This is a genomic window from Imperialibacter sp., assembly GCF_040222385.1.
GTDB lineage: Bacteria > Bacteroidota > Bacteroidia > Cytophagales > Cyclobacteriaceae > Imperialibacter.
The window spans coordinates 242,842-264,513 of record NZ_JAVKDF010000027.1; the positions used below are offsets into that span (position 1 = coordinate 242,842).

Here is a 21,672-nt window from a genome sequence, read left to right on the forward strand (position 1 = left end):
AAATGGCCTTGATTGTTGCGCTTGACTTGATTCTGGTTGTGGAGAACTTGGGTAGTTAAACACAGGCTAAGCTGAGTTTTCCACTAGAAGGTAAGCTCAATATTTTCCTGTGTCCAGTTTTGCCTAACGTTGAAGAATTCGGGATATATGTACACACTCTCAGGTTCTATTCGTTTAAGACTGTTTCCGGTTGACCATACGCCGTCTTTATTATCATCGATTAGGACTCGGAAGGTGTAGTCGCCCGGAGGGACATTCTTGAATTCGAAACTAGGCGTGCCTGGTTGCGAGAAAACTACTTTGTATTTGTTGGTTACGAGTTGAAGAGTGTAGTGGGTTTGATCCGTTATAATATTGCCTCTTATTATTCCTCTTTCCTCGCTGTTTATAAACCTCAGTGGTATGTTTTCTGTGTATGAAGTGTCGCCATCTACTGAAAAAAAGGTTCCTTTTGGCAGTTTAACTCGGGTGTAGTTATCTTCTACTTTATCTAGTAAGTTTTTGATTTTGTTGTAGCGCTTAAAGTCGATCGATGACGTATCGGATTTTAAGGAGTCAGTTAGGTGCTCGTAACGAAGTTTTGCGTTGGGTACTATTTTCTTGTCAATTTGCGTGTTGACGGTTGCTCTGGTTTTGTGACTATTCCATATGATGGTGTCTATCCTGATCGGGTGCTGAACAAGGGTGTCTATAGAAACCCTCATTGAGTCGGCGATGTAGTGTGTCGCCACCGGCTTAGTAAACGATAAAGTAAAGGTTGTTTTCTCAAGTATCTGTTCGTCCTTAGCAGGAATGGTGGTGAATGTGAATGGCGGTATGGTTCGCTTACTTGACGTAAACTTTAAGTAGGCGGTGTCTATGGTTTGGTTGTAGGTACTGTCTATGGAGGTGATGGCTATCTGCAGGCTGTCCTTTTTTGGGTTGGAGACTGGATAGAATACTATGCCTCTGCCGTCTGTTGTGAGGTTGGCTTCAATTGTCCAGTTGGGAAGTTTCAATGAATCCAGGATTTGCACACTGAAATCTTTAAGTGGTTTATTGTAGCGGCTTTCGAAGTAGATTCCCGAAGTGCGGGAGTTGAGCTGGGCGAGCGGCCTTACATCGTTCCGGATAATGGGGATGACAAGGGAGTCAATATTTTGTGTTAGAGCCAGTGTGTCTGCAATGAATCCATGCGGCTCATCATTCGATTCACATAAGTTGTTTTTGTTCTTGTCCTGAAAGGCATAAATTCTGTAACTCCCGTTTTTAAGATTCTCTATGGAATAGGTTCCGTCCTCTGCTGTTTTTGCAAAATAAAGAGGTCGCTTGTTAAATATGTCCGTTGTGTCTTTCGCCTGGTAGAGTGCCACGGTTATTTCTTTCAGAGGTTCCTGGGTCATCAGATCGATTATGCTACCGGTGATTGACAGCGAGTCAATGTAGGTGGTGGTGCTAAATGCCAGTATGATATTTTCGGCATCGTTGTTTTCGGTGATGTCTGAAATAGTGCTGTTAAAATTTAACGTGTAGGTGGTGCTGTCAGCAAATGGGTTTTCGAACTCTAGTGTTAAGCTTGTTTTTTTTATGAGTACATCAAATTTGTTTTGATCATCCGGGGTAATGATAAGTTTAGTTTTGATTTGGTCTTCCTTAATGAACTCATCAAAGACCAGGGTAATTTTCTGATCTTTAAAGTTGAGAGACTTGTTAATGGGATACGATTCCAGAAGAGTGGGAGGAATAGTGTCTTTTGCTCCTCCGGTTACGGGTTGCTGGCTGGCACATGAGGTGTAAAGGACAAATGCATATACAGCAAGAAAAGCTGAAAGAAGTATATTTTTCATTTCTTTTGGAAAATGTAGATCATACTGCTGTATTGACTTGTCCTGGCTCCGTAAATATTTGATTTACAACCATTTATGGTGGACTTCATGATTTTATTGCTGCTGTTGACGTGCGTTTCTGATAATAGGCTGATATAGAAGGAATCAAGATATAGTGGTGCTTTTTTAACGAAAGAAAGTCTGTTTGATTTTAGCAGCATTTTGATATTTTCGTCATCGAAATGAAATAGATGACGAGGTACATCGTAAGCCGCCCAGTTTTCTTTATAGTGTTGTGCATCCCAGCTCTTGGTGTTTGGAACCGCTACAACCAAATACCCGCTTTTGCTCAACAGCTTTTTTAGCTGTTTTATTGTGACGTTCAGTTCATGCACATGCTCAAGAACGTGCCACAAAGTGATTACTTCAAATTTTGCTTCTGCCTCTTTAACCGATGCCAGGTTTCGGTAAACTGATAGTTGTTTACTCATCGCTTTGGATAGACCTACCTCCGATGGTTCTACTCCCCTGACCTGGTATTTGTTTGATTCCATGTATTGCATAAACTGGCCAACACCACAGCCGTAATCCAGAAGTCTGCTGCCAGGTTTTGCTATTTTTTTGATCAATCTGAATTTGTACCACAACGTATAACGTTGAGCTAATGAATAGAGTCTGCTCATCAGGCTACCGTCACTGTTATGTGATAGGTAGTTACTTGAGTCGTAGAACTGAGAGATGGTTTCTTTGTTGGGTCGTGGGTTGGTTATTAGTAGACCACACGAAGTGCATGTAGAGATAGCAAAACTCTGTTGAGAAACAAGATGATCTTTGCAGATAAGGCTGTTTCTTAAATCGGTGTTTGAGCAAATGGGGCACTCGTCTATTCGTTCGTACATGTCCAATTACCTCCCCATGTATACCATTAGTATTGAGATATCTGCTGGGTTAACGCCGCTTATTCTGGAAGCCTGCCCCAACGTGTGTGGTTTGATTTTTAGTAGTTTTTCACGTGCCTCCGAAGAGAGGGCTGTTATTTTGTAGTAGTCAAAGAGTGGATCTATCCTGTGGTTTTCCAGTAAGTGAACTTTATCGGCTAGCTCTTTCTCTTTCACAATGTAGGTTTCGTATTTGATTTCTATCTCGCTCTGCTCTATGGCTTCTTTTGTATATGGCTTTAACGCAGCGGCGGTTTTGCTATGCAATGTGAGCAGTTCAGAAAGGTTAATTTGTGGCCGCTTTAAAAGTGTGTAGGCGGATGTTTTTTCCTTTATCGTAGCGGTATCTATCGTTGTGAGCTCTTCGTTTATTTCTTCTGGGGTATATTTGAGTTGTTTCAGAACTGCGTGTATTTGATTGCTCTGAGCAATTTTGTCTTTCGTTGCCGTTAGGCGTTGGTCGGAGGCTAAACCAATAGCATGGCCTTTCTCGGTTAGTCTTATGTCTGCGTTGTCTTGTCTCAGAAGTATTCGAAACTCCGCACGTGAGGTAAACATTCTGTATGGTTCTTCTGTGCCTTTGTTAATTAGGTCGTCAATGAGTACACCAATATATGCTTCAGACCTGGTGAGTATCAGAGCATGTTTCTCGTTGTTTTTGAGGTGGGCGTTAATACCCGCCATAAGCCCCTGCGATGCCGCCTCTTCGTAGCCAGTGGTGCCGTTGATTTGTCCTGCAAAGTACAGATGCTGGATGAGCTTTGTTTCTAGGGTAAGATTGAGTTGTGTAGGTGGAAAGTAGTCGTATTCGATGGCATAGCCAGGCCTGAACATTCTGGCGTTCTCAAAGCCGGGTATTTTCCTTAGTGCTGTTATTTGAACGTCTTCTGGTAGCGAGGTGGAAAAGCCATTGACATATACCTCAACGGTGTCCCATCCTTCGGGCTCAACAAATATCTGGTGGCGGTCTCGTTCTGAGAACCGATTGATTTTATCTTCTATTGAAGGGCAATAGCGTGGCCCAATACCCTTTATCCGTCCGGCGAACATGGGTGACTTCTCAAAGCCAGTCTCAAGTATACTGTGTACTTCCGGGTTGGTGTAGGTGATATAGCAGCTGGCTTGATTTGCTAAAGGAGTGGTTTCTTCGCTATACGAAAACTTGCCAGGTTCGGCATCTCCTTTTTGTTCCTCCATGGCGTCGTAGTTGAGGCTACGGCCGTCGACCCGGGGGGGTGTGCCAGTTTTCATTCTGCCTGACTCAAAGCCGAGACTTTGCAACTGCTCAGTAATTCCTTTGGCAGCATGCTCGCCGGTACGGCCCCCACCAAACTTCTTTTCTCCAATATGGATGACGCCATTAAGAAAGGTGCCGTTCGTAAGTACCACTGCGCTTGACTCTATCTCAATTCCCAAGCTTGTTTTGACACCAACGGCTTTTCCGTCTTTGACAAGCAACCCTACTACCATTTCCTGCCAGAAGTCTACGTTTGGGTTGCGCTCCAATGTAAGCCGCCATTCTTCCGCAAACCTCATTCTGTCGCTTTGAGCTCGTGGGCTCCACATTGCGGGTCCTTTCGACTTGTTGAGCATCCTGAACTGGATCATAGTTTTGTCGGTGATAATACCCGACATGCCACCCAGGGCATCTATTTCACGCACTATTTGTCCTTTGGCTACGCCACCCATCGCAGGGTTGCAAGACATCTGAGCGATAGTGCCCATGTTCATAGTCACAAGCAGCACTTTGGAACCCATGGTGGCTGCAGCATGTGCGGCTTCACAGCCAGCATGTCCAGCCCCTACTACTATTACATCGTATTTAGGAAACATATATTTTGATGTTCCACGTGGAACGTCTAGGTATTGTTAGTGTTAGCAACAGAGTGAGAAGAAAGAATGTTCCACGTGGAACATTATTGATCCGGGAGCAAAGATAAACAAGCATCTTCTTTTTTTCTCATAAGCTCCCTTTCTGAACTTGCCTTGTCTTTGTAACCACACAAATGAAGAATGCCATGGATCATAACTCGATGTAGTTCGTTCTCAAAAGGAAAATTTAGTCGGGCGGCGTTTTCTTTGACACGGTCAATGCTGATGAATATATCACCTTCGATCTGTTCTTCTTCCTCTGAGTTATCAAAAGTAATGATGTCAGTAAGTGTATCGTGATTGAGATACTGCACGTTCATATTGTGCAAGTAGTCGTCGGAGCAGAATACATAGGAAACCTCTGCAAGGGTATGCTTCTCCAAGCGTATCACTTCTTTAATCCAGGAACGAACTTTGTTGGGAGAAGCTAGTTTGAAAGTTATCTCTTCACTAAAGAAGGTGATTTTCATCCTAGCCCAGGTAAAAGATCAGGTCTACCTTTTTGCCGCCTTCGTGGAACTTAACTTCGTCACACAGGTTCTTCATTAGGAAGATGCCTCTACCTCCGGGCTTCTCGAGGTTTTCTGGCGCAGTGGGATCTGGCAGGTGGTGGTAGTCGAAGCCGATCCCTTCATCCTGAACTGTGAATTGAAGGTTTTCATTGAGTAATGACAGTTGCAGCAACACATTCTTGTGAGCGTCCTTTCCGTTCCCATGTAATATGGCATTGTTTACGGCTTCGGTTACAGCAATCATGATATTGCCATAGATATCATCTTCAAGACTGAATCGTTCTTTAGCGTTGTCGATAAAACTCTCAACGATTCTAATATTCTCAGGAAGAGAAGGAATCTCGATTTTGATATTATCCATTTCTAAGCGGGTTAATTGCTGCCAATACGTTTAAAGTACTCATTTACCTCTTTTTTGTAATAAGGGTTCAATTTAGGAGGAACAGTTTTAAGCAATTCAATTTCCTTTTCTTTTAGCTGCTTATACTCCTCAAAAGCTGCCGGTATCTTTCTTTCGAAATCTTTTGCGGCCTCTCCTTCCCTCTCCTTGCTAAGTTCTCTTTCTCTTTCAGAGTTTTCTGCTTCTAAAAGCCGAGTTACGATGTCCTCTTGCCTCTCCTGGCTAATGTTGGCCAGTCGTTTGTTAACAAGATCTCTTTCGGTTTGTTCCATCTTTTTGATAGCATCTTCCAGGCCGCCCGGCCCACCTTCTTTGTCGCCACCCATCTTCTGTTGCATGGCTTCGAGCTCTCTTCTAATCATTTCTTGCTCGGCAGCAAGTTTAGCCAATTCTTCTGATAGTTGTCTGCCTGTTTTTCCGCTTTTTTTGAGATCGTTAATTTTCTTGCTGAGTTCACTCTGAAGCTCGCTCAGGCCCGGCATGTTTTTCTTTTGCCCTTTTTTGCCTTTCTGAGGTGAGCCCATAGCGTCAGCCATTTGCTGTTGCATTTGCTGAAGTACGTCGTCGAGCAATAAAGCGAGGTTGTTCATCGATGTCATAGAGAATTGCTGCTTGCTGATCGCCAGAGATTTGTTCCGGTCTTTAAGCGCATCCAGGCTTTGATCCATGTATTCGTTGAGAGCACTCACCTCTCTTGTTACAAAGGAGGCAATTTGAAAAACCCTGTTGGCCAGTGCAAGGAGGCTGTCCTTAACGATAATGGCATCGTCCTTTATTTTTAATTGCTCCTGAGATAATTCGAGAAACCTCGGATCACTCTGATTTACTTCTTTGAAGTTGTTCATAAGCGTTTCCTGGCTGAATGAGAGCTTAACGAGGTTGTCTACTATGTCTCTTAGATTGTCGAGGTTTTCCTCAAGCATTTCCATCTCCATGTTGCTCTGCATTTGCTGCATCTTTTCGCCCATCTGCTTCATTTGCTCAGCACTTTTCTTTTGGTTATCAGATGCCTTTTTCCTCTTCTGCTCTTCCAGGTTTGAAATAGACTCCTCCTGGTTCTTCTCCACTTCTTCTTTCTCTTCACTGAAATCCGGCATGCTTTCAGGGTTGTTGAGCTCCTGGTTGAGCTCGTTTAACTCTTCCATGTCTTTCTGGACCTCCTGAAATTCTTCCTTAATGTCCTGCTGTTCTTTGATCAAGTCTTCTTTAGAATTGTCCGCATCTTCAGTCTTCTCGCTTAATTCCTCCTGCTTCTTGCTTGTTTCTTCCAAATCCTGAACTATTTCTTCAAGCTTAAAGTCAAATTTCATCTTGTTGAAAAGCTCCAGGGCCCGTTCTAGTTCTTTTTCAAGGGTTTCTTCTTTGTTTTCTATCTGGTTCATCATTTTCTGAACCTCACCCAGCTGCGACTTTTCCTCCAGCAGTTTTTTCAGTTCGTCGTAGAGTTTTTTAGTTTCATCATCCAGCAGTTCATCCATGAGCGACTGAAGCTTCTCCATTTGATCCTTTAACTTGGGGCTGCTTTCTGAAAAACGTTCTCTACGCTCATTCAGGTCTTTGTTTTGGTTTTTTAGCTTTTCTATGTTTTCACTCAGCTCCTCTTTTTTGTCCAGCAAGTCCTGTATCAGCTTCTCATCCTGCCAGTCCATCTTTTTCTTAGTCTTCAGCCGGTTTTCAATTTCTTTTATCTGATCCTGAATTTCTTTGGCCTGGTCCAGGCTCTTGTCAATCTGTTTTTCGGCACCCTGAGCTTCCTTTGCCAACGACTCCTTTAACTCTTTTTTCGTCGGCACCTTCATGTAATAGAGGCCTGTGCGTGTCGATTTATGCCCATTAACCTCATCATTGTCAGTTACTTCTACGTAATAGGCAAGCGTCTCTCCTTCCTTGAGATTCATGCTGTCGATGCGCCACTGGTAATAAAAACCCTGGGACGATTGCTTTTTGTCGAGAGGAAGCGGAAGCGTGCTGAACAGGGACTCTTCCTTGGCATTCTGAGTTTGGTACTTAATGGCTAGCTTGGTGAGGCCATAGTCGTCGCTCACCGAGCCGCCCAGCACAATGAAGCTGAAAAGAGTGGTGTCCTGGAAGATTTCTGCGTGAATTTCAGGTGCCTTGTCTTTTACCACTTCGATCCGGTACCTGATTCTGTCTTTATTTTTGCTGAATTTGTTGGCTAGCTGTACTTCATAGTATTGTGGGTTGAAAAACGTCTTTTCTACATCAAATAGCTGATTGTCAGATATTTGTGATGTTACAGGCTCCTCGTCTTTGTCAAATTTTAGCCATAAGCTGTCGGCTTCTGTGGTGCTGAACTGCCAGTTGATCTGGCTTCCCTCAGGTACTTCCACATTGCCTATGTTTTCCAAAAGAACATCTTGTTTGCCGGTGTAAGAAGGGAAGTCAAGGAAGACGTTGAAGTTTTTAAGAAGAGGCCGATTGTGTAGCGTAATCTGATATTCAGCACTTGAGTACCCTGCCGCTTCGAACCTAAAGTTGGTCTTTACAAGCATTTTCGGAAAGGTAAACTCAAAGAGTCCTTCGTCGTTTTCGTTTAACTTGATTCGACGGCCATTATTTTCCAGGTACACATTTTCGGGGATGTTATCTCCTTCAATGCTCATTTTCAATTGAAAATCCTCATTGCGAAACCCGTCCAGGGACTCATTCAAGAGATTGAATGTAAACGGTGGCGGTGGGGTAAAGGTCTTATTGTATTGAATGATCCGGGCGGCACTTTCCGTAAATAGCTGAGGAATCAGCAGAAGCAATATTAGTGTGATGCCTACAGGAATGGCTAAATACCTTAGAAAGCTAAGGTTGGCATTAATTCTTATCGCATTGACAAACTTTATCGTTGAGAGCTCCTGGCTTTTTTGGTCTATGCTGGCTAAAAGAAGACTTTCATCCTGATTGGTAATTTTTTGGAGCTGCAGTACATTCAGAAGTTTGTCTTTCACTTCGGGAAAAAACCGCCCGATCTGACGGGCTGCCTCGGCGTCATCAAGGTTTTTGCCTCCGGAGTAAATCTCCCACAGAGGCTTTATAATCCGAATCAGGAGTATGCCAGAAGTGAGAATGACAAAAGAAAACAACAAAAAGCCCCTGATCCACGTACCGAAGCGAAAATTGAACTCTAATACGGTAAACGTCAAGAAAAGGCAAAGGCCTACAAGAAGGAAGTAGAGAACCCCTTTAACCAGCTTGTCGGTATAGTATTTCTTTTTGTAATCATGAAGTTGCCTCTTGACGGCGTCAATTCCTGTATTCATTTTGGCCTCCTTCTTTTCATCCATTTGCAATTCGCAAAGGGTATGATACTAGTTATAACGAATATCGTGAAAAGAATGTAGTTAAAAACGGAAAATTGTTTGAATAGACTTGCTTTCGCTGTCGAAAGCTGCTAAAAAACCGTTATTTGATGCTAAGTCCAACCGGGCAATGGTCAGAATGAACCACTTGTGGCAAAATTTCGGCGTGTACCAAGTCTGCTGCCATCTCCTGAGTGGCGAGGTGGTAATCAATCCGCCATCCCTTGTTGTTTGCTCTGGCATTGGCTCTGAAGGTCCACCAGCTATACTGGTGAGGTGCTGTGTTGAATTGACGGAAAGAGTCCACAAAGCCGGTGTCTATGAATTCGCTAAGCCACTCACGTTCCTCCGGCAAAAAGCCAGAACTCTTTTTGTTGGACACAGGGTCGTGGATATCGATCGGCTTGTGGCAAATATTATAGTCCCCCGAAATAATGAGTTTAGGATGGTCGGCCTTTACTTTTTTTATGTAGTCAGTAAACTCACCCAACCATTGCATTTTGTAGTCCTGTCGCTCGTCACCGGAAGAACCCGAAGGGATATAAACACTCATGATAGAGTAGTCCTGGAAATCTGCCCTGATCACCCGGCCCTCATAGTCCGACTGATCAATGCCGGATCCGTACTCCACATGTTTGGGTTTAATTTTTGACAGAATGGCAACACCGCTATAGCCTTTTTTCACTGCTGGAAACCAGTAGCAGTGGTAGCCGAGGTCTTCGAACAAGGAAACGGGAATTTGCTCTTTGTGGGCCTTAAGTTCCTGAAAACAAACGATTTGCGGATCTTTCTCCTTTAACCACTGCGTTATTCCTTTGGAAACAGCCGACCGAATTCCGTTTACATTATATGATATAATTCCTGTCATTAAAATATACTTTCTTTTTCAAAATACTCAATAACATGAATTTTTAGTAGCTTTTCTTGTTCTGTAGTGTCAAAATGTGGCAATTTTTTCATCATCTTCCAGTGAGGCCAGCCGTCCTCGTCTATGCCCTCCAGGGCGTAGAAGCCAGAGAAACTCAGTACTTTGCAGATAGCAATGTGCATTAAGTCCTGCTTTTGCTCTTTGGTAAAAGTCCTTCGCCCCTTGCCCAGTTCTTGTACACCTATCAGAAAAAGTACGGCGTTGAGGTCAGCCGGTTTTTTGCCAATCATTTTTTCTAGTTTGCCAAGTAGCGCCTGCCACTCCCTCTCGAGGTCCAGGTCTTTTTTAAACATTTTGTGATGTTAGTTTTAATTCGTCCCAAAACTCAACTGCCCTTCTAAGGTGTGGAATTACTATCGTGCCCCCAATAAGTGTGGCTATGCCGAACACCTCGTCCATCTCCTTATCGGAGCAACCAAGTTCGTAACATTTGCCCAAATGATAGCGCACACAGTCATCGCACCTGAGCACCATGGAACAAGCAAGCCCCAGCATTTCTTTATTTTTTACATCAATGGCCCCTTCGCTAAAGGCATTGGTGTCCAGGTTAAAGATTCTTTTAACAAGCTTGTTATCAGAAGAAAGAATGCGCTCATTCATCTTTTCCCTGTAGTTATTGAATTCGTCTACTTTACTCATACGTTCTATCTGTCTGCGTTATAAAAGGAGTCACTCTCATGCTCCGGGTATTTTTGAAAACGGGGAATACAGGTTGTGTTTGCGAGCACTTTTTTTTCTATATTTTACCCATGGCAAATATCGCAAATGAACTTTGGAATGATTTTGTTTCTTTGATATTTCCTGAAAACTGTATCTCATGCGGTGAGTTATTGGTTCGGGGAGAGGATCATTTGTGCACAGCTTGCCGTTATCAGCTGCCCATTGTAGATGAAGCCATCCGAAATACTCTACTTGGAAACAAATTTGTGTATGAGTCAAAGATTAGCTTTGTCGATGCTTTCTTGACATTTAAGAAATCAGGCATTACTCAGAAGCTTCTTCATCAACTAAAATACAAAGGAAACCGAGAGTTGGGTGTTATGCTCGGCGCTTGGTATGGCAACCAGCTACTAGAGAGGCCAGAGTTTTCGGCTTTTGATGTGATTGTTCCAGTGCCTCTGCACAAAAGAAAGCTGAGGATCAGAGGCTACAATCAAAGCATGGCAATTGCCGAAGGACTTTCAATCCCTACGCAAAAACCAGTCGACGCTGAGTTACTTGTCAGGTCTAAATTCACCAGCACGCAAACCAAGAAGCAAAAGGTAGACCGCTGGCAGAATGTGGAAAACATTTTTGCGATTACCAGCCCAGAGAGTGTAAAAGGGAAAAAGGTACTGCTTGTTGACGATGTGCTTACTACCGGCTCGACACTTTCGTCTTGTGCCTCAGTGCTGATCGGTGCGGGGGTTGACGAGGTAGGAATTTGTGCTTTGGCAGTTTCCCACAAATAAAAAAAGCTCCGAACACTTCGGAGCTTTCTTATATCGATAATTTTGTTTTGTCTTAGTAGTTGGTGCCGGCACGAATCATCGCACAACGGAAACCGATAGTAGAAGTTGACGAATCTTCTTCCAGGTATCTTCTGGTTCCTGGCGACATCCAGTAAGCTACGTCAGCCCATGAACCTCCTTTGTAAACTCTCACTCTGTCAGAAACAAGTGAGTTGAAGTTCTGAGTGTCATAACCTTTTTCGTCATCAAGGTAACCGTCACGACGAACAGGGTTTAGGTCGTCAAAGTCCTGGAACGAAAGCGGGCGGTAAACGTCCCATACCCATTCGTTAACATTTCCTGACATATTATAAAGACCGAATTCGTTCGGTGGATAATCGTAGATATAAGTTGTGATCATGGCGCCGTCGTTCAGCTTGCCGGCAATACCAGCGTAGTCACCACGACCTCTTTTGAAGTTAGCCAGGAAGTAACCCATTTTCTTTCCATAAGGATTACGCAATGAGTGACCATCCCATGGATACAGTCTGCGGTGAGTTTGGTTTTCGTCCAGCCACTGAACACCAATAAGTGCCTGAGCTGCATATTCCCACTCAGCCTCGGTTGGGAGACGGTAGTTAGGTAGCACAACACCACTTTCCAAAGGAATTCTTTCACTTCCTGATTCTGCAAGAGTTACGTCCTCAAGACCGGCATCTTGCGCAAGCTTAAGGTTAACCACTGTGGTTCTCCAGTTGCAATAGTCATTGGCTTGCTTCCAGTTAACACCTACAACAGGGTAGTACCTGAAACCAGGGTAACGAAGGTAGTGATCTACATAAGGATCATTGTAAGCAAGGTCTCTGGCCCAAACAGTTGTGTCGGGAAGTGAAGACTCATAAAATTCTCTTGAAGAGTCAAGGCGAATGTAGTAGAGATACTCCAACCAGTGAATGTTGGCGATTTCAGTTTCGTCCATGTAGAATGAAGCAACTGTTACGGCTCTCTCAACATTGTCGTGTCTGTTCATCAAATCTTCCTCGAAAGACCCAAGAACGGTACGACCTCCTTCTATAAAAACTAGATTAGGACCCTCAGGCTGACCGGCATAGTCGCTCACCTGAAAACCACCCTCCTCGTTGTACTCCATTCCTGTCGCTGAGCTCAGGCTGCCTGGACTACTACTTGTTGGTGTGCTGGAACCGCAACCGCCTAGAAAAGCGGAGAACCCAACAGCCAAAGCAGAGGTACATAAGATGTTAATAAAATTTTTCATAACCTGTTTATTTGAACTTAAAAAGCTAATGTAGCCTAGATCGGGCATATTTAATAACGATCAGCTACAAATTTCAATTATAATAAGTTTTTTTCAAAAAAAGAGAGGACAATATAGGGATTTATCTAAATAATGTCTCTAACAGACGTTTTATTGTGCTACTGCCGCCTCATTTTCCTGTAGCATTTTTTTCAGGTAACCGATTGCAAGGTCTACTGACTTGACCTGCTCGAGGTTCAAAATGAGTCGTCCTTTGTGCTCCCTCATCCGGCTGATCTTAGGATTCTTTTGCACATACTCCAATACTTTGCCAAAGGTAGCTGACTTGAAATAGGCTTCATTTTCGCCCGAAACAAAGTAGCACTTCAGCACTTCAGCTTTTAATATGAGCTTCTCAATTCCGGCTTTTTTGGCCAGCCAGCGAAGTCGTACCGTTTTTATAAGCTCTTCTACTTCTTCGGGAATGGGGCCGAAACGATCTTTAACATCGGCGCTGAATTTCGCCAACCCTTCCTCCGACTCCACGCTGTCGAGGTGAGAATAAAGGCTGAGCCGCTCTGAAATATTGTTGACGTATGACTCGGGGATGAGAATTTCGAGGTCAGTTTCTATCACACAATCGGTGGCCACAGCCTCAACCGCCTTCTTGAGGTCTTCTGCGAACAGGTCGCTGTAGTCCTCAATTTTGAGCTCCTGAATGGTTTCGTCGAGGATTTTGTGATACATCTCAAAGCCGAGATCAGAGATAAAACCGCTTTGTTCTCCGCCCAGCAAATCTCCTGCTCCCCGGATATCAAGGTCTCGCATGGCCACTTTGAAGCCATCACCTAATTCTGAAAACTCTTCTAATGTCACCAGCCTCTTACGGGCTTCAGCTGTCAAGCCTGACGAAGCACCCGAAAGCAGTAGACAAAATGCCTTCTTGTTAGAGCGGCCTACCCTTCCTCTCATCTGGTGCAGGTCGGAAAGACCAAACATATGCGCCCGGTTGATGATGATGGTGTTGGCGTTAGGGATATCAAGGCCACTTTCGATAATGTTGGTTGACACCAGCACGTCGAATTCGCCCTCGATAAATCGCATCATTACTTTTTCCAGCTTGGGCCCGTCCATTTGTCCATGAGCTATACCTATTCGTGCGTCTGGCACCAGCCTCAAAACGATACTGGCTATCTGGTCAATATCGCTGACCCTGTTGTGCACAAAAAATACCTGGCCGCCCCTTCTCAACTCGAAACTAATGGCGTCTCTAATCACACTTTCGTTGAATTCGTGCAGCTCGGTTGTTACCGGTTGCCGGTTGGGTGGTGGGGTGGCAATAATACTTAGATCTCTGGCACCCATCATGGAGAAGTGGAGCGTTCTTGGTATGGGAGTTGCGGTCAAAGTCAGGCTGTCTACATTCACCTTCGATTCCTTGAGCTTTTCTTTGATTTTTACTCCGAACTTCTGCTCTTCGTCAATGACCAGTAATCCCAAGTCTTTAAATTCTACGTCTTTATTCACAATCCGGTGGGTACCTATCAGAATATCAATTTTTCCTTCTTTGACCCTCTGAAGGATATCCTTTATCTCCTTTGTGGTACGGAACCGGTTGATGTATTCTATATCGAGCGGAAAATTGGCAAGCCTTTCCTTAAATGTTCGGTAGTGCTGCATGGCCAAAATGGTGGTTGGCACCAGCACTGCTACCTGCTTTCCGTTGCTCGCAGTTTTAAAAGCAGCACGAATGGCCACTTCTGTTTTTCCAAAACCAACATCACCGCACACCAGCCTGTCCATCGGGTGAGGCAGCTCCATGTCTTTTTTCACGTCTGCTGTCGCAAGTGCCTGGTCAGGTGTGTCCTGATAAATGAATGAAGATTCCAGTTCGGCCTGAAGAAAATTGTCGGGAGGAAAGGCATATCCCGGTGTCGCTTTTCGCTTGGCATAAAGGCTGATCAGGTCTTTGGCGATGTCTTTTACCCGCTTCTTTACTTTCTTTTTCTTGATGTCCCAATCCTGAGTGCCGAGCTTGTTGATCGGCGGGGGCTGCCCCTCTTTGCCGGCATACCGGGAAATTTTGTGCAGGGAATGCACGCTTACGTACAGCAGGTCATTGTCCCGATACACAATCCGAAGCGCTTCCTGTTTCTTTCCGCCTACATCCACTGTGTCCAGGCCTGCGAACCGGCCTACACCGTAGTCGATATGCACCACGTAGTCGCCAGGCTGCAGCGACTTAAGTTCTTTGATGGTGAGCGCTTTCGACTTGGTGTGCTTTTCCCGGGTTTTATATTTGTGAAAGCGATCAAAAAGTTGATGATCCGTATAGCACAGCAGTTTTATCTGCTTGTCGACAAACCCTTCACGTAATCCCGCCAAAAAACCTTCAAACCGCATCGTGGGATCCAGTTCCTGAAAAATTGTGTCCAGGCGCTCGATTTGCTTTTCCGACTCGGCGGCAATAAACAGGTTATATCCTTGAAGCTGACGCTGGTTCAGGTTCTCCACCATCATTTCGAAGTTCTTGTGAAATGGTGGCTGGGGCTCCGCTTCATATTGGAAGGTCGTAGCATTTTCCAGATAAAACCGGCTCCCAAACTCGATCATCGGGAAGGAGAAAATGTGAGACTTGATGGTCGCAGCATTTTCGAACAGGTCGGCGGGCTCCAGCACAATTTTCGTGTTGCCGCTTTCCTTCATCAGCACGTCAAAGCTTGCAGAAGCCTTGGTGAAGTAACTGTCGAGCTGATCGTAGAGTAGTTGCAGATCCTTTATCCAGAAACGGGTCTCTTTTGGCACAAACTCCAGAAATGACTGCCTTTTTTCCTGCAAAAGCCTGGTTTGCACATTGGGAATGATGCTGATGGAATTGACCGAATCTTGCGACAGCTGTGTGTTTGGGTCGAAAGTTCTAATGCTTTCGATTTCGTCCCCAAAAAGCTCCATGCGATAGGGCAGCTCCCCGGCGTAAGAATATATATCGATAATACCACCTCTTACTGCGTATTGACCGGCTTCATACACAAAGTCGGTTCGCTCAAAGTCGTAGGTCATGAGCAGTTCGGCGATGAAGTCTACATCTACCTTGTCGCCGACTTTGGCATTAAATGTATTTTCTGTCAGTGCCCGCTTATTGATCACCTTTTCAGTAAGTGCTTCCGGATAGGTAACTATTATTTCTCCCTTGCCACTTCTGTGGTTGAGCTTGTTCAGCACGTCAGCTCGTAGAAGAATATTGGCATTTTCGGTCTCGTCAAACTGGTAAGGGCGCTTGTAGGAAGTGGGGAAAAAGAGTACTTCCCTTTCGCCAAACAAGTTTTGCATGTCGTTAAAAAAGTAGGCAGCTTCCTCTTTTTCGTGCATAACAAACACATGGCATTGCCTGTCCATCGAGAACACAGCAGCGGGCACAACGGCATCGAGACTACCAACAAGCCCTTTCACCTGAAAGGCCCCACCACCTTTTTGCTTGAAGCTTTCAGCCAGGGTCTTTACAAAACTATCTTGCTTATAAATTGACAGGAAGTCAGAAACTTTCAACTTAAGAACATTTTTTGGTGGGCAAAAGTACGGATATTATGGTGATGGAGCGTTATATAACGAATAACCGAAGATCATTTTATGATTATTCATCGAAAAATGTTGAACCAAGGCCCAAACAAAATGTTTAATTACAAATTACGGAGCTAGCATGGCAAATTCCTATAAGAAAACAAAAGCACCGACCAGTTCATTCCCGCTCAACGAGCTGGAGAAGATGCACCCCTATAAAATGCTGCTACTGATAGGGATTTTCGGCAGTATTTTGATATTCTTTTTTCTTCTAATGACATACACCGCCTCAGGCACTTTGGTTGATAAGGCGGCCAAAATAGAGTTTCCGAAAGCCTTTATTATCAGTACACTCATTTTGTTTGGATCAAGCTTTACCATTGGCCGGGCAGTAGAATACTTTGAAAAAGAGAAGACAAAAGAGCTAAAAAAGTCGCTGCTGTTCACTCTTGTGCTTGCCTTTGCGTTTTCATTTTCGCAGTTTTTTGGGTGGAATGAGCTGATGAATCAGGAAGCCAGCAATGCGGTGAGGGGTGCCATTGTCTATTTATATGCCCTTTCGGGCCTTCATATTTTGCACATGAGTGCCGGCATTGTCTACCTGGCCTATTGCTATGTCCTGCTGATCAGAAAATCGAGTAATCCGGTTCACTCGCTGGTGTATTTCACTAACTCGTTTCGAAAGCTTCAACTTAACTTGCTGGTAACCTACTGGCATTTCATGGATGGCCTTTGGATGTTTCTCTTCCTGTTTTTCTTGTTTTTCCTCTAGGAGAGTCTCTTTGGCACAGATATTGAAATGAACCTACAAGAATATTTGTTGCGCTTCGTTCAACTATCAGGAGAACCAAAAGCCGAAATGTTTGTTAATAATACTGAATCACAATTCCATAGTGGTTTCATAGATAGGTTAGGTTGGTGATTGGGCATGTACCTCTGGGGCATGCCCTTTCTTTTTTTAACAGTAATTTATTCCAGTACCTGACATCCTAAAGGTGCTGGTTTCTATTTTTGTGGAGTTCAACTACCGATACCATGAAAAGAAAATTTCTTCCTCTCACTCTTCTCCTGATGCTAACATTTTCAGCTCAGGCAGTAAACACCACATCGAATGTGCTGTTGTGGGGCCAAACAGGCCACAGGGTCGTTGGACTTGTGGCGGAGCGTCATCTTACCAAAAAGACAAAAGCCAACATCGAAAAAATACTTGGTGGAGAAAGCCTGGCCATGGTGAGTAACTATATGGATTTTATTAAATCCGACCCAACCTACAAGCACATGGATTCCTGGCACTACTGTACGATTCCCGAGGGCCAGACTTACGAACAGGTTGGCACCCCCCAGGAAGGAGATGTGATAGCTACCATTGAAAGACTAAAAAAGGAATTGAAAAGCAAGCAGTTTACAGATGTGGATGAGGCCTTTGCTTTAAAAATGCTGGCACACCTGGTGGGCGATATTCACCAGCCGCTGCATGTGGGGAATGGAAATGACCGGGGCGGCAACGATGTGAAGCTGAAGTACTTTTGGGAAAGCTCCAATTTGCACAGAGTGTGGGACAGCGACATGATTGATGGTCAGCAGCTGAGCTATACTGAATTTGCCGACTGGGTACATACCGACGACAAAGCAACGGTAGCTAGATGGCAAAAAAGTGTAACGACGGAATGGGCTTACGAATCGATGGGCCTGAGAAAGCAGGTGTACAACTTGCCAGAGGACATGTCGCTTTCTTACCGATACAACTTCGACAATATTGATGCAGTAAAATTGAGGCTTGTGCAGGCCGGTGTTCGATTAGCGGGACTGTTGAATGAGATTTATGGGTAATTGGTTGTACCTTAATGTATGGATAAAAAGAAGCTGATAGCCGTCTTCAAAAAACTGGAAGACAAGCTCAACGAGAAGCAGTTCGATTTGGAAGCATGGAAGGCTTCTGCTGTTTCCCTGTTTTCAAGAACATTTGGGGCCAATGATCCAAAAATCAAGCAAATCCACGACCTCAAAATTGACTACAGCAGCTGGGCGCTCCGGGATGCACCCTCTACCTATCACCCACTGGACTCGTGCAAGAAACTGGGCAGAGAGGTAGTACTTTCTGCTATCGATGAAATAGAGCTATTTGGCTTGCCCGAGCAAAAAGACCTCCGCAAGCTGCTTGGCGAGGTGTACTCTGAAGGAGAAGTAAAGCAAATCGTTTCTTTGGCTGGTGTGGAGAAAAAAGAGCCAGAGCTGAAAAAACTGCTGGATAAGGCAGGCAATCAAAAAAATGTGGCTTTGATCATGAAATTGTTGAGTGAGGAAGCTTTAGACTAGGGAAAAAACTCCTCGTTGATAAACGGCACCAAAGCCAAAGTCATGGCATGAGCGTAATACTGCGTTCTGTCGATTTGCCCATGAGTCAACAGGCCCACTGCTCCATCTTTTTGTTTTGAATTACTTCTCCCAAAAACCTGGTCGTCGGCTACGCCCAGCTCCAGCCCTTGCCGAACGAGCTGCGCTACTTTGTCGGGCAGCGGAAAAGTAGCTGTTCGTGCTCTCGATGTATGGTCAGGTGAAAGAATGACGATCCAGGCAAAAGCTTCCATCAGGCCGGCGGCATCTGAAATGCCGCCTTCTATGCCCACCCAAAAATGTCCTTTTGGGTGACTTGCCTTTGCATTCGTAGCTCTGTTAAATGCTCCCCGATAGGTTTCCTCATCTGTCATGGGCTGGTCAGAAACATTTGAGGCCGCATCGATTCCTTCGAAGGTGAAACTCTCTCCGGGGAATGCCTTTTCGAAAGCATTCTTTACGCACTGAATTTTTACCGGGTTTCGGCTACCGATAATCACTGTTTTCTCCATGGTGGTAATTATACTCATTAATGTCGGCTCCTAATCTTTCCTTTTTATCAAAGGGATTGCAATATTGGACGAAAAACTTACCAAGCCCAATCTCAGATGTTGCTCCAAAAATACTTCAAAGTCGTTTTCTATTTGATGGCAGTCCTTTGCCTCAACGCAGGTGTTTCGCATGCACAGTCTTTGCTGCTCAAGCCAGACCGGGTTTTTGACGGTGAAAAAATGCTGACAGCCGGAACGGTAGTGCTTGTGGAAAACGGCAAGGTGGCCTACGTAGGGCCTGAAAGTGGCGCAAAGGCAGGAAAAAACACCAAAACGATAACGCTACCAGGCCAGACCGTGCTTCCGGGTTTGATAGAGGGACATTCCCATATTCTGTTGCATCCATACAATGAAGTTTCCTGGAACGACCAGGTGCTGAAAGAACCAATAGCGGAGAGAGTAGCCAGAGGTACGGTGCACCTTCAAAAATCGCTGGAGGCAGGTATCACCACCATGCGAGACTTGGGCAGTGAGGGTGCTGGCTATGCGGATGTTGGCTTGAGAACAGCCCTGGAAAAAGGTGTTATTCAAGGGCCCACTTTATTGGTAGCTGGCCCGGCGATTGTGGCCACTGGCAGCTATGGGCCAAAAAGCTTTCACGATGGAGTAAATGTGCCACTAGGCGCAGAAACTGCCGATGGCCACGATGATTTGATAAAAGTGGTGCGGGATCAGATTGGCAAAGGTGCTGACCTGATCAAAGTGTACGCCGACTACAGGTGGGGGTTGAACAACACTGCGGCTCCTACTTTTACTTTAGGCGAGTTGAAGCTGATAGTAGAAGTGGCCGAAAGCAGCGGTAGACAGGTAGTAGCACATGCATCCACCAAGGAAGGCATGAGAAGAGCGATTTTGGCGGGTGTAAAAACGATAGAGCACGGCGATGATCTTGACGAAGAAATTGTAAAGCTGATGAAGGAACATGGCGTGGCCCTTTGCCCAACTTTGGGGGCTGTTGAGGCCATTGCTTCCTATGGTGGCTGGAAGAAAGGAACGGATGCAGATACCGACAGAATCGAGAAGAAGAAGGCTTCAATGACTTTGGCACTTACTTCAGGCATCGACATCCTTTTTGGTGGTGATGTGGGTGTTTTCTCGCATGGCAACAATGTGTATGAGCTGGAGCTGATGAACGAATATGGCATGAGTGCCATTGCTTGTTTGCAGTCGGCCACGTCGCTCAATGCCAAGGTATTTGGTATAGACGATAAGGTTGGAAAAATTCAAAAAGGCCTGGTGGCAGACCTTGTTGCCGTGGAAGGTGATCCATCCAAAAATATCAGCGACTTGAGAAAGGTAGAGCTTGTGGTTCAAGCGGGGAGAGTGGTGGTGGAGAAATAGGGTTACGCTCCAATTTCGTTTAGTGCATATTACCCATGCCGTGTGCGCCCTCATTCCCTAAGCAGGTTTCCCTGAACGACCGTGAATTGTCATTGATACAATCCGAACTATAATCTCTTGGCTTATCGACCTTACCGTCTGAAAATACGAATTCCCAGCCAAAAAAGAGGCAAAAGCGCCAGCAGGGAAATCGATGCAAAGTAAAGGCTATCGAAGCTGCTCTGATAGCCAATAGCCATAAAAATTGCCCTGGCCACCTGATGAATGCCAAGGAACAGTGTAACACCAACGATGAACAGGCCAGCTAAGTTGGAAAACGCACCGTTGGTGTGATGAACCATGAGTCTGTTATTGTTAAGCACTAGCAGGAGCCCCGTAGCTGCCACTGGAAGCAGTACGCCGTTGATGGCCTGTGCTAGCAGGATAACGGGTACGGGGCGTAAACCGAGCAACCCAAACACCAGGCCAACGATGAGTATGCTGCCCCACACGAGCCTGTAGTTTGTTCCTGTGGCTTCCCAATTCTTTTCTCCCTTCCCCCAAATGCTTTGTGCGGTAATGGCTGAAGCTAGCGGAGCGGTAATGGTGCTCGTGAACCCGGCGGCAAACAAGCCTATGGCAAACAGGTATTTGCCGGGAAGGCCCACTGCTTTTTCCAGCACCGTGGCCATTCCTTCGAAGGAAAAAGGAAGCGGCGACAAAGTGCCAGAGAGCAACACAGCCATGGAGACAATGCCACCCAGGCCAATCGCAATGATGAGGCCTAACCTCATTTCACCCAATTGCTGGCATTTGCCCAGGCCTGAGCCTAGAAACAGGTTGTACGGCACAATAGTGGTGCCTACCAGGCCAATGACCAGCAAAATATCGTCGGCGGGAATTTGTGGAACAAAGAGACCTTTGGTGATGGCTAGCGGAGATTCGTCAATGAAAAAGGAAGTATACAGAAAGGCTGCACCCATTACTGCCACCAGCGCACCCAGCGATTTGGCAATAGAACCGGCAGAGCCTCCCCACAAAAGAACGGTGGCAATACCGGTAATGGCCAGGGTAAAAACCCATGGTGGCAGCGGAAACAACAGCCCCGCCCCTGAAATAGCCCCGACAATATTGCCTGCCTCGTAGGCAGCGCAACCAAAAATCACGGCTCCTGCGAGGAGCCACTTCATCCATGGTTGGTTGCCAAAAGTCAGCGTGACAGCCTCCCCTATAGTAAGTCCAGAGGCAATTGTAATGCGGGCGGCTCCTTCCTGAAGCACCATACAGGCCAATGTAGAAAAGAGCAAGGCCCAAAGCAGGGACACACCATGGGATGCTCCTGCGAGCGAGGCGGTGGTAATTGTTCCCGGACCGATGAAAGCGGCTGAGATGACCGACCAGAAGAGAATGTTAAGGAGCTTCTTTTTCAAAAGAGAGGTATAGATAGATCAGCCCCAA

General features: G+C 45.2%; 18 protein-coding genes. 5 read left to right on the top strand and 13 right to left on the bottom strand.

Going from position 1 to position 21,672, the window contains the following annotated elements:
- Nucleotides 1-83: 83 nt before the first annotated feature.
- The 9 genes from RIG68_RS14000 to RIG68_RS14040 all read right to left on the bottom strand — a co-directional run bounded on the left by RIG68_RS14000 (nucleotide 84) and on the right by RIG68_RS14040 (nucleotide 10,405).
- Complete coding sequence (locus RIG68_RS14000) at nucleotides 84-1,826, bottom strand: Ig-like domain-containing domain (protein ID WP_350123263.1); 1,743 nt, start codon at nucleotides 1,824-1,826, stop codon at nucleotides 84-86.
- Nucleotides 1,823-2,488, bottom strand: coding sequence for a class I SAM-dependent methyltransferase (locus RIG68_RS14005; protein WP_350123266.1), 666 nt, complete (start codon nucleotides 2,486-2,488; stop codon nucleotides 1,823-1,825). Before RIG68_RS14005 ends, RIG68_RS14000 begins: the two co-directional genes overlap by 4 nt.
- 222 nt (nucleotides 2,489-2,710) lie before the next feature.
- A complete protein-coding gene (gene mnmG / locus RIG68_RS14010) occupies nucleotides 2,711-4,576 on the bottom strand; it encodes a tRNA uridine-5-carboxymethylaminomethyl(34) synthesis enzyme MnmG (RefSeq protein WP_350123269.1) in 1,866 nt (621 codons plus the stop codon).
- Between the two features lie 83 nt (nucleotides 4,577-4,659).
- A complete protein-coding gene (ybeY, locus tag RIG68_RS14015; RefSeq protein ID WP_350123272.1) occupies nucleotides 4,660-5,085 on the bottom strand; it encodes an rRNA maturation RNase YbeY in 426 nt (141 codons plus the stop codon).
- A 1-nt stretch (nucleotide 5,086) separates the two neighbouring features.
- Nucleotides 5,087-5,488: an ATP-binding protein gene (locus RIG68_RS14020; RefSeq protein ID WP_152001417.1), complete on the bottom strand. Its 402-nt coding sequence runs from the start codon at nucleotides 5,486-5,488 to the stop codon at nucleotides 5,087-5,089.
- 11 nt (nucleotides 5,489-5,499) lie between these two features.
- Nucleotides 5,500-8,799, bottom strand: coding sequence for a DUF4175 family protein (locus tag RIG68_RS14025; protein WP_350123275.1), 3,300 nt, complete (start codon nucleotides 8,797-8,799; stop codon nucleotides 5,500-5,502).
- A 142-nt stretch (nucleotides 8,800-8,941) separates the two neighbouring features.
- On the bottom strand, nucleotides 8,942-9,706 hold the full coding sequence (locus RIG68_RS14030) for an exodeoxyribonuclease III (RefSeq protein ID WP_152001416.1): 765 nt from the start codon (nucleotides 9,704-9,706) through the stop codon (nucleotides 8,942-8,944).
- Nucleotides 9,706-10,059, bottom strand: a complete 354-nt coding sequence (locus RIG68_RS14035; protein ID WP_350123278.1) for a hypothetical protein — start codon at nucleotides 10,057-10,059, stop codon at nucleotides 9,706-9,708. The genes RIG68_RS14030 and RIG68_RS14035 overlap by 1 nt, the downstream gene beginning before the upstream one ends.
- Entirely contained in the window at nucleotides 10,052-10,405 is a 354-nt protein-coding gene (locus RIG68_RS14040; protein ID WP_152001414.1) for a carboxymuconolactone decarboxylase family protein, read from the bottom strand. Before RIG68_RS14040 ends, RIG68_RS14035 begins: the two co-directional genes overlap by 8 nt.
- Before the next feature lie 110 nt (nucleotides 10,406-10,515).
- Between RIG68_RS14040 and RIG68_RS14045 the strand changes: the two genes are divergently transcribed.
- A complete protein-coding gene (locus RIG68_RS14045; protein ID WP_350123281.1) occupies nucleotides 10,516-11,217 on the top strand; it encodes a ComF family protein in 702 nt (233 codons plus the stop codon).
- Between the two features lie 52 nt (nucleotides 11,218-11,269).
- Here the strand turns inward: RIG68_RS14045 and gldJ are convergent, their stop codons facing one another.
- The gene (gene gldJ, locus RIG68_RS14050; RefSeq protein WP_350123284.1) at nucleotides 11,270-12,472 is read right to left on the bottom strand and encodes a gliding motility lipoprotein GldJ; all 1,203 of its coding nucleotides are present in this window, start codon (nucleotides 12,470-12,472) and stop codon (nucleotides 11,270-11,272) included.
- Nucleotides 12,473-12,622: 150 nt separating this feature from the next.
- Nucleotides 12,623-15,997, bottom strand: a complete 3,375-nt coding sequence (gene mfd, locus RIG68_RS14055; RefSeq protein ID WP_350123286.1) for a transcription-repair coupling factor — start codon at nucleotides 15,995-15,997, stop codon at nucleotides 12,623-12,625.
- Nucleotides 15,998-16,148: 151 nt separating this feature from the next.
- Between mfd and RIG68_RS14060 the strand changes: the two genes are divergently transcribed.
- The 3 genes from RIG68_RS14060 (at nucleotide 16,149) to RIG68_RS14070 (ending at nucleotide 18,325) form a co-directional block, all read left to right on the top strand.
- Nucleotides 16,149-16,781 carry a cytochrome c oxidase subunit 3 gene (locus RIG68_RS14060; protein WP_350123289.1) on the top strand — a complete coding sequence of 211 codons (633 nt, stop codon included), beginning with the start codon at nucleotides 16,149-16,151 and terminating at the stop codon, nucleotides 16,779-16,781.
- 263 nt (nucleotides 16,782-17,044) lie between these two features.
- A complete protein-coding gene (locus tag RIG68_RS14065) occupies nucleotides 17,045-17,839 on the top strand; it encodes a S1/P1 nuclease (protein WP_350123292.1) in 795 nt (264 codons plus the stop codon).
- Nucleotides 17,840-17,857: 18 nt separating this feature from the next.
- Nucleotides 17,858-18,325 carry a hypothetical protein gene (locus RIG68_RS14070; protein WP_350123295.1) on the top strand — a complete coding sequence of 156 codons (468 nt, stop codon included), beginning with the start codon at nucleotides 17,858-17,860 and terminating at the stop codon, nucleotides 18,323-18,325.
- On the opposite strand, the gene yjjX is transcribed toward RIG68_RS14070, so the two are convergent.
- The gene (gene yjjX / locus RIG68_RS14075; RefSeq protein WP_350123298.1) at nucleotides 18,322-18,873 is read right to left on the bottom strand and encodes an inosine/xanthosine triphosphatase; all 552 of its coding nucleotides are present in this window, start codon (nucleotides 18,871-18,873) and stop codon (nucleotides 18,322-18,324) included. The genes RIG68_RS14070 and yjjX overlap by 4 nt on opposite strands.
- Nucleotides 18,874-18,951: 78 nt before the next feature.
- Here yjjX and RIG68_RS14080 point away from each other — a divergent pair, with 78 nt between their 5' ends.
- Nucleotides 18,952-20,235 (top strand): metal-dependent hydrolase family protein, encoded by a 1,284-nt coding sequence (locus RIG68_RS14080; protein ID WP_350123301.1) that lies wholly within the window; start codon nucleotides 18,952-18,954, stop codon nucleotides 20,233-20,235.
- A gap of 131 nt (nucleotides 20,236-20,366) precedes the next feature.
- Here RIG68_RS14080 and RIG68_RS14085 read toward each other — a convergent pair whose 3' ends face one another.
- Nucleotides 20,367-21,644, bottom strand: coding sequence for an NRAMP family divalent metal transporter (locus RIG68_RS14085; protein ID WP_350123304.1), 1,278 nt, complete (start codon nucleotides 21,642-21,644; stop codon nucleotides 20,367-20,369).
- Nucleotides 21,645-21,672 lie beyond the last annotated feature (28 nt).

What these genes read in the sequence shown, in the direction of transcription:
- RIG68_RS14035 (WP_350123278.1), bottom strand. Translation starts at nt 10,059, where the DNA reads ATGTTTAAAAAAGACCTGGACCTCGAGAGGGAGTGGCAGGCGCTACTT.
- RIG68_RS14080 (WP_350123301.1), top strand. Translation starts at nt 18,952, where the DNA reads ATGTTGCTCCAAAAATACTTCAAAGTCGTTTTCTATTTGATGGCAGTC.
- RIG68_RS14005 (WP_350123266.1), bottom strand. Translation starts at nt 2,488, where the DNA reads ATGAGCAGACTCTATTCATTAGCTCAACGTTATACGTTGTGGTACAAA.
- RIG68_RS14070 (WP_350123295.1), top strand. Translation starts at nt 17,858, where the DNA reads ATGGATAAAAAGAAGCTGATAGCCGTCTTCAAAAAACTGGAAGACAAG.
- RIG68_RS14025 (WP_350123275.1), bottom strand. Translation starts at nt 8,799, where the DNA reads ATGAATACAGGAATTGACGCCGTCAAGAGGCAACTTCATGATTACAAA.
- mnmG (WP_350123269.1), bottom strand. Translation starts at nt 4,576, where the DNA reads ATGTTTCCTAAATACGATGTAATAGTAGTAGGGGCTGGACATGCTGGC.
- RIG68_RS14065 (WP_350123292.1), top strand. Translation starts at nt 17,045, where the DNA reads ATGAAAAGAAAATTTCTTCCTCTCACTCTTCTCCTGATGCTAACATTT.
- RIG68_RS14060 (WP_350123289.1), top strand. Translation starts at nt 16,149, where the DNA reads ATGGCAAATTCCTATAAGAAAACAAAAGCACCGACCAGTTCATTCCCG.
- yjjX (WP_350123298.1), bottom strand. Translation starts at nt 18,873, where the DNA reads ATGAGTATAATTACCACCATGGAGAAAACAGTGATTATCGGTAGCCGA.
- RIG68_RS14020 (WP_152001417.1), bottom strand. Translation starts at nt 5,488, where the DNA reads ATGGATAATATCAAAATCGAGATTCCTTCTCTTCCTGAGAATATTAGA.
- RIG68_RS14000 (WP_350123263.1), bottom strand. Translation starts at nt 1,826, where the DNA reads ATGAAAAATATACTTCTTTCAGCTTTTCTTGCTGTATATGCATTTGTC.
- RIG68_RS14030 (WP_152001416.1), bottom strand. Translation starts at nt 9,706, where the DNA reads ATGACAGGAATTATATCATATAATGTAAACGGAATTCGGTCGGCTGTT.
- RIG68_RS14040 (WP_152001414.1), bottom strand. Translation starts at nt 10,405, where the DNA reads ATGAGTAAAGTAGACGAATTCAATAACTACAGGGAAAAGATGAATGAG.
- ybeY (WP_350123272.1), bottom strand. Translation starts at nt 5,085, where the DNA reads ATGAAAATCACCTTCTTTAGTGAAGAGATAACTTTCAAACTAGCTTCT.
- RIG68_RS14045 (WP_350123281.1), top strand. Translation starts at nt 10,516, where the DNA reads ATGGCAAATATCGCAAATGAACTTTGGAATGATTTTGTTTCTTTGATA.
- gldJ (WP_350123284.1), bottom strand. Translation starts at nt 12,472, where the DNA reads ATGAAAAATTTTATTAACATCTTATGTACCTCTGCTTTGGCTGTTGGG.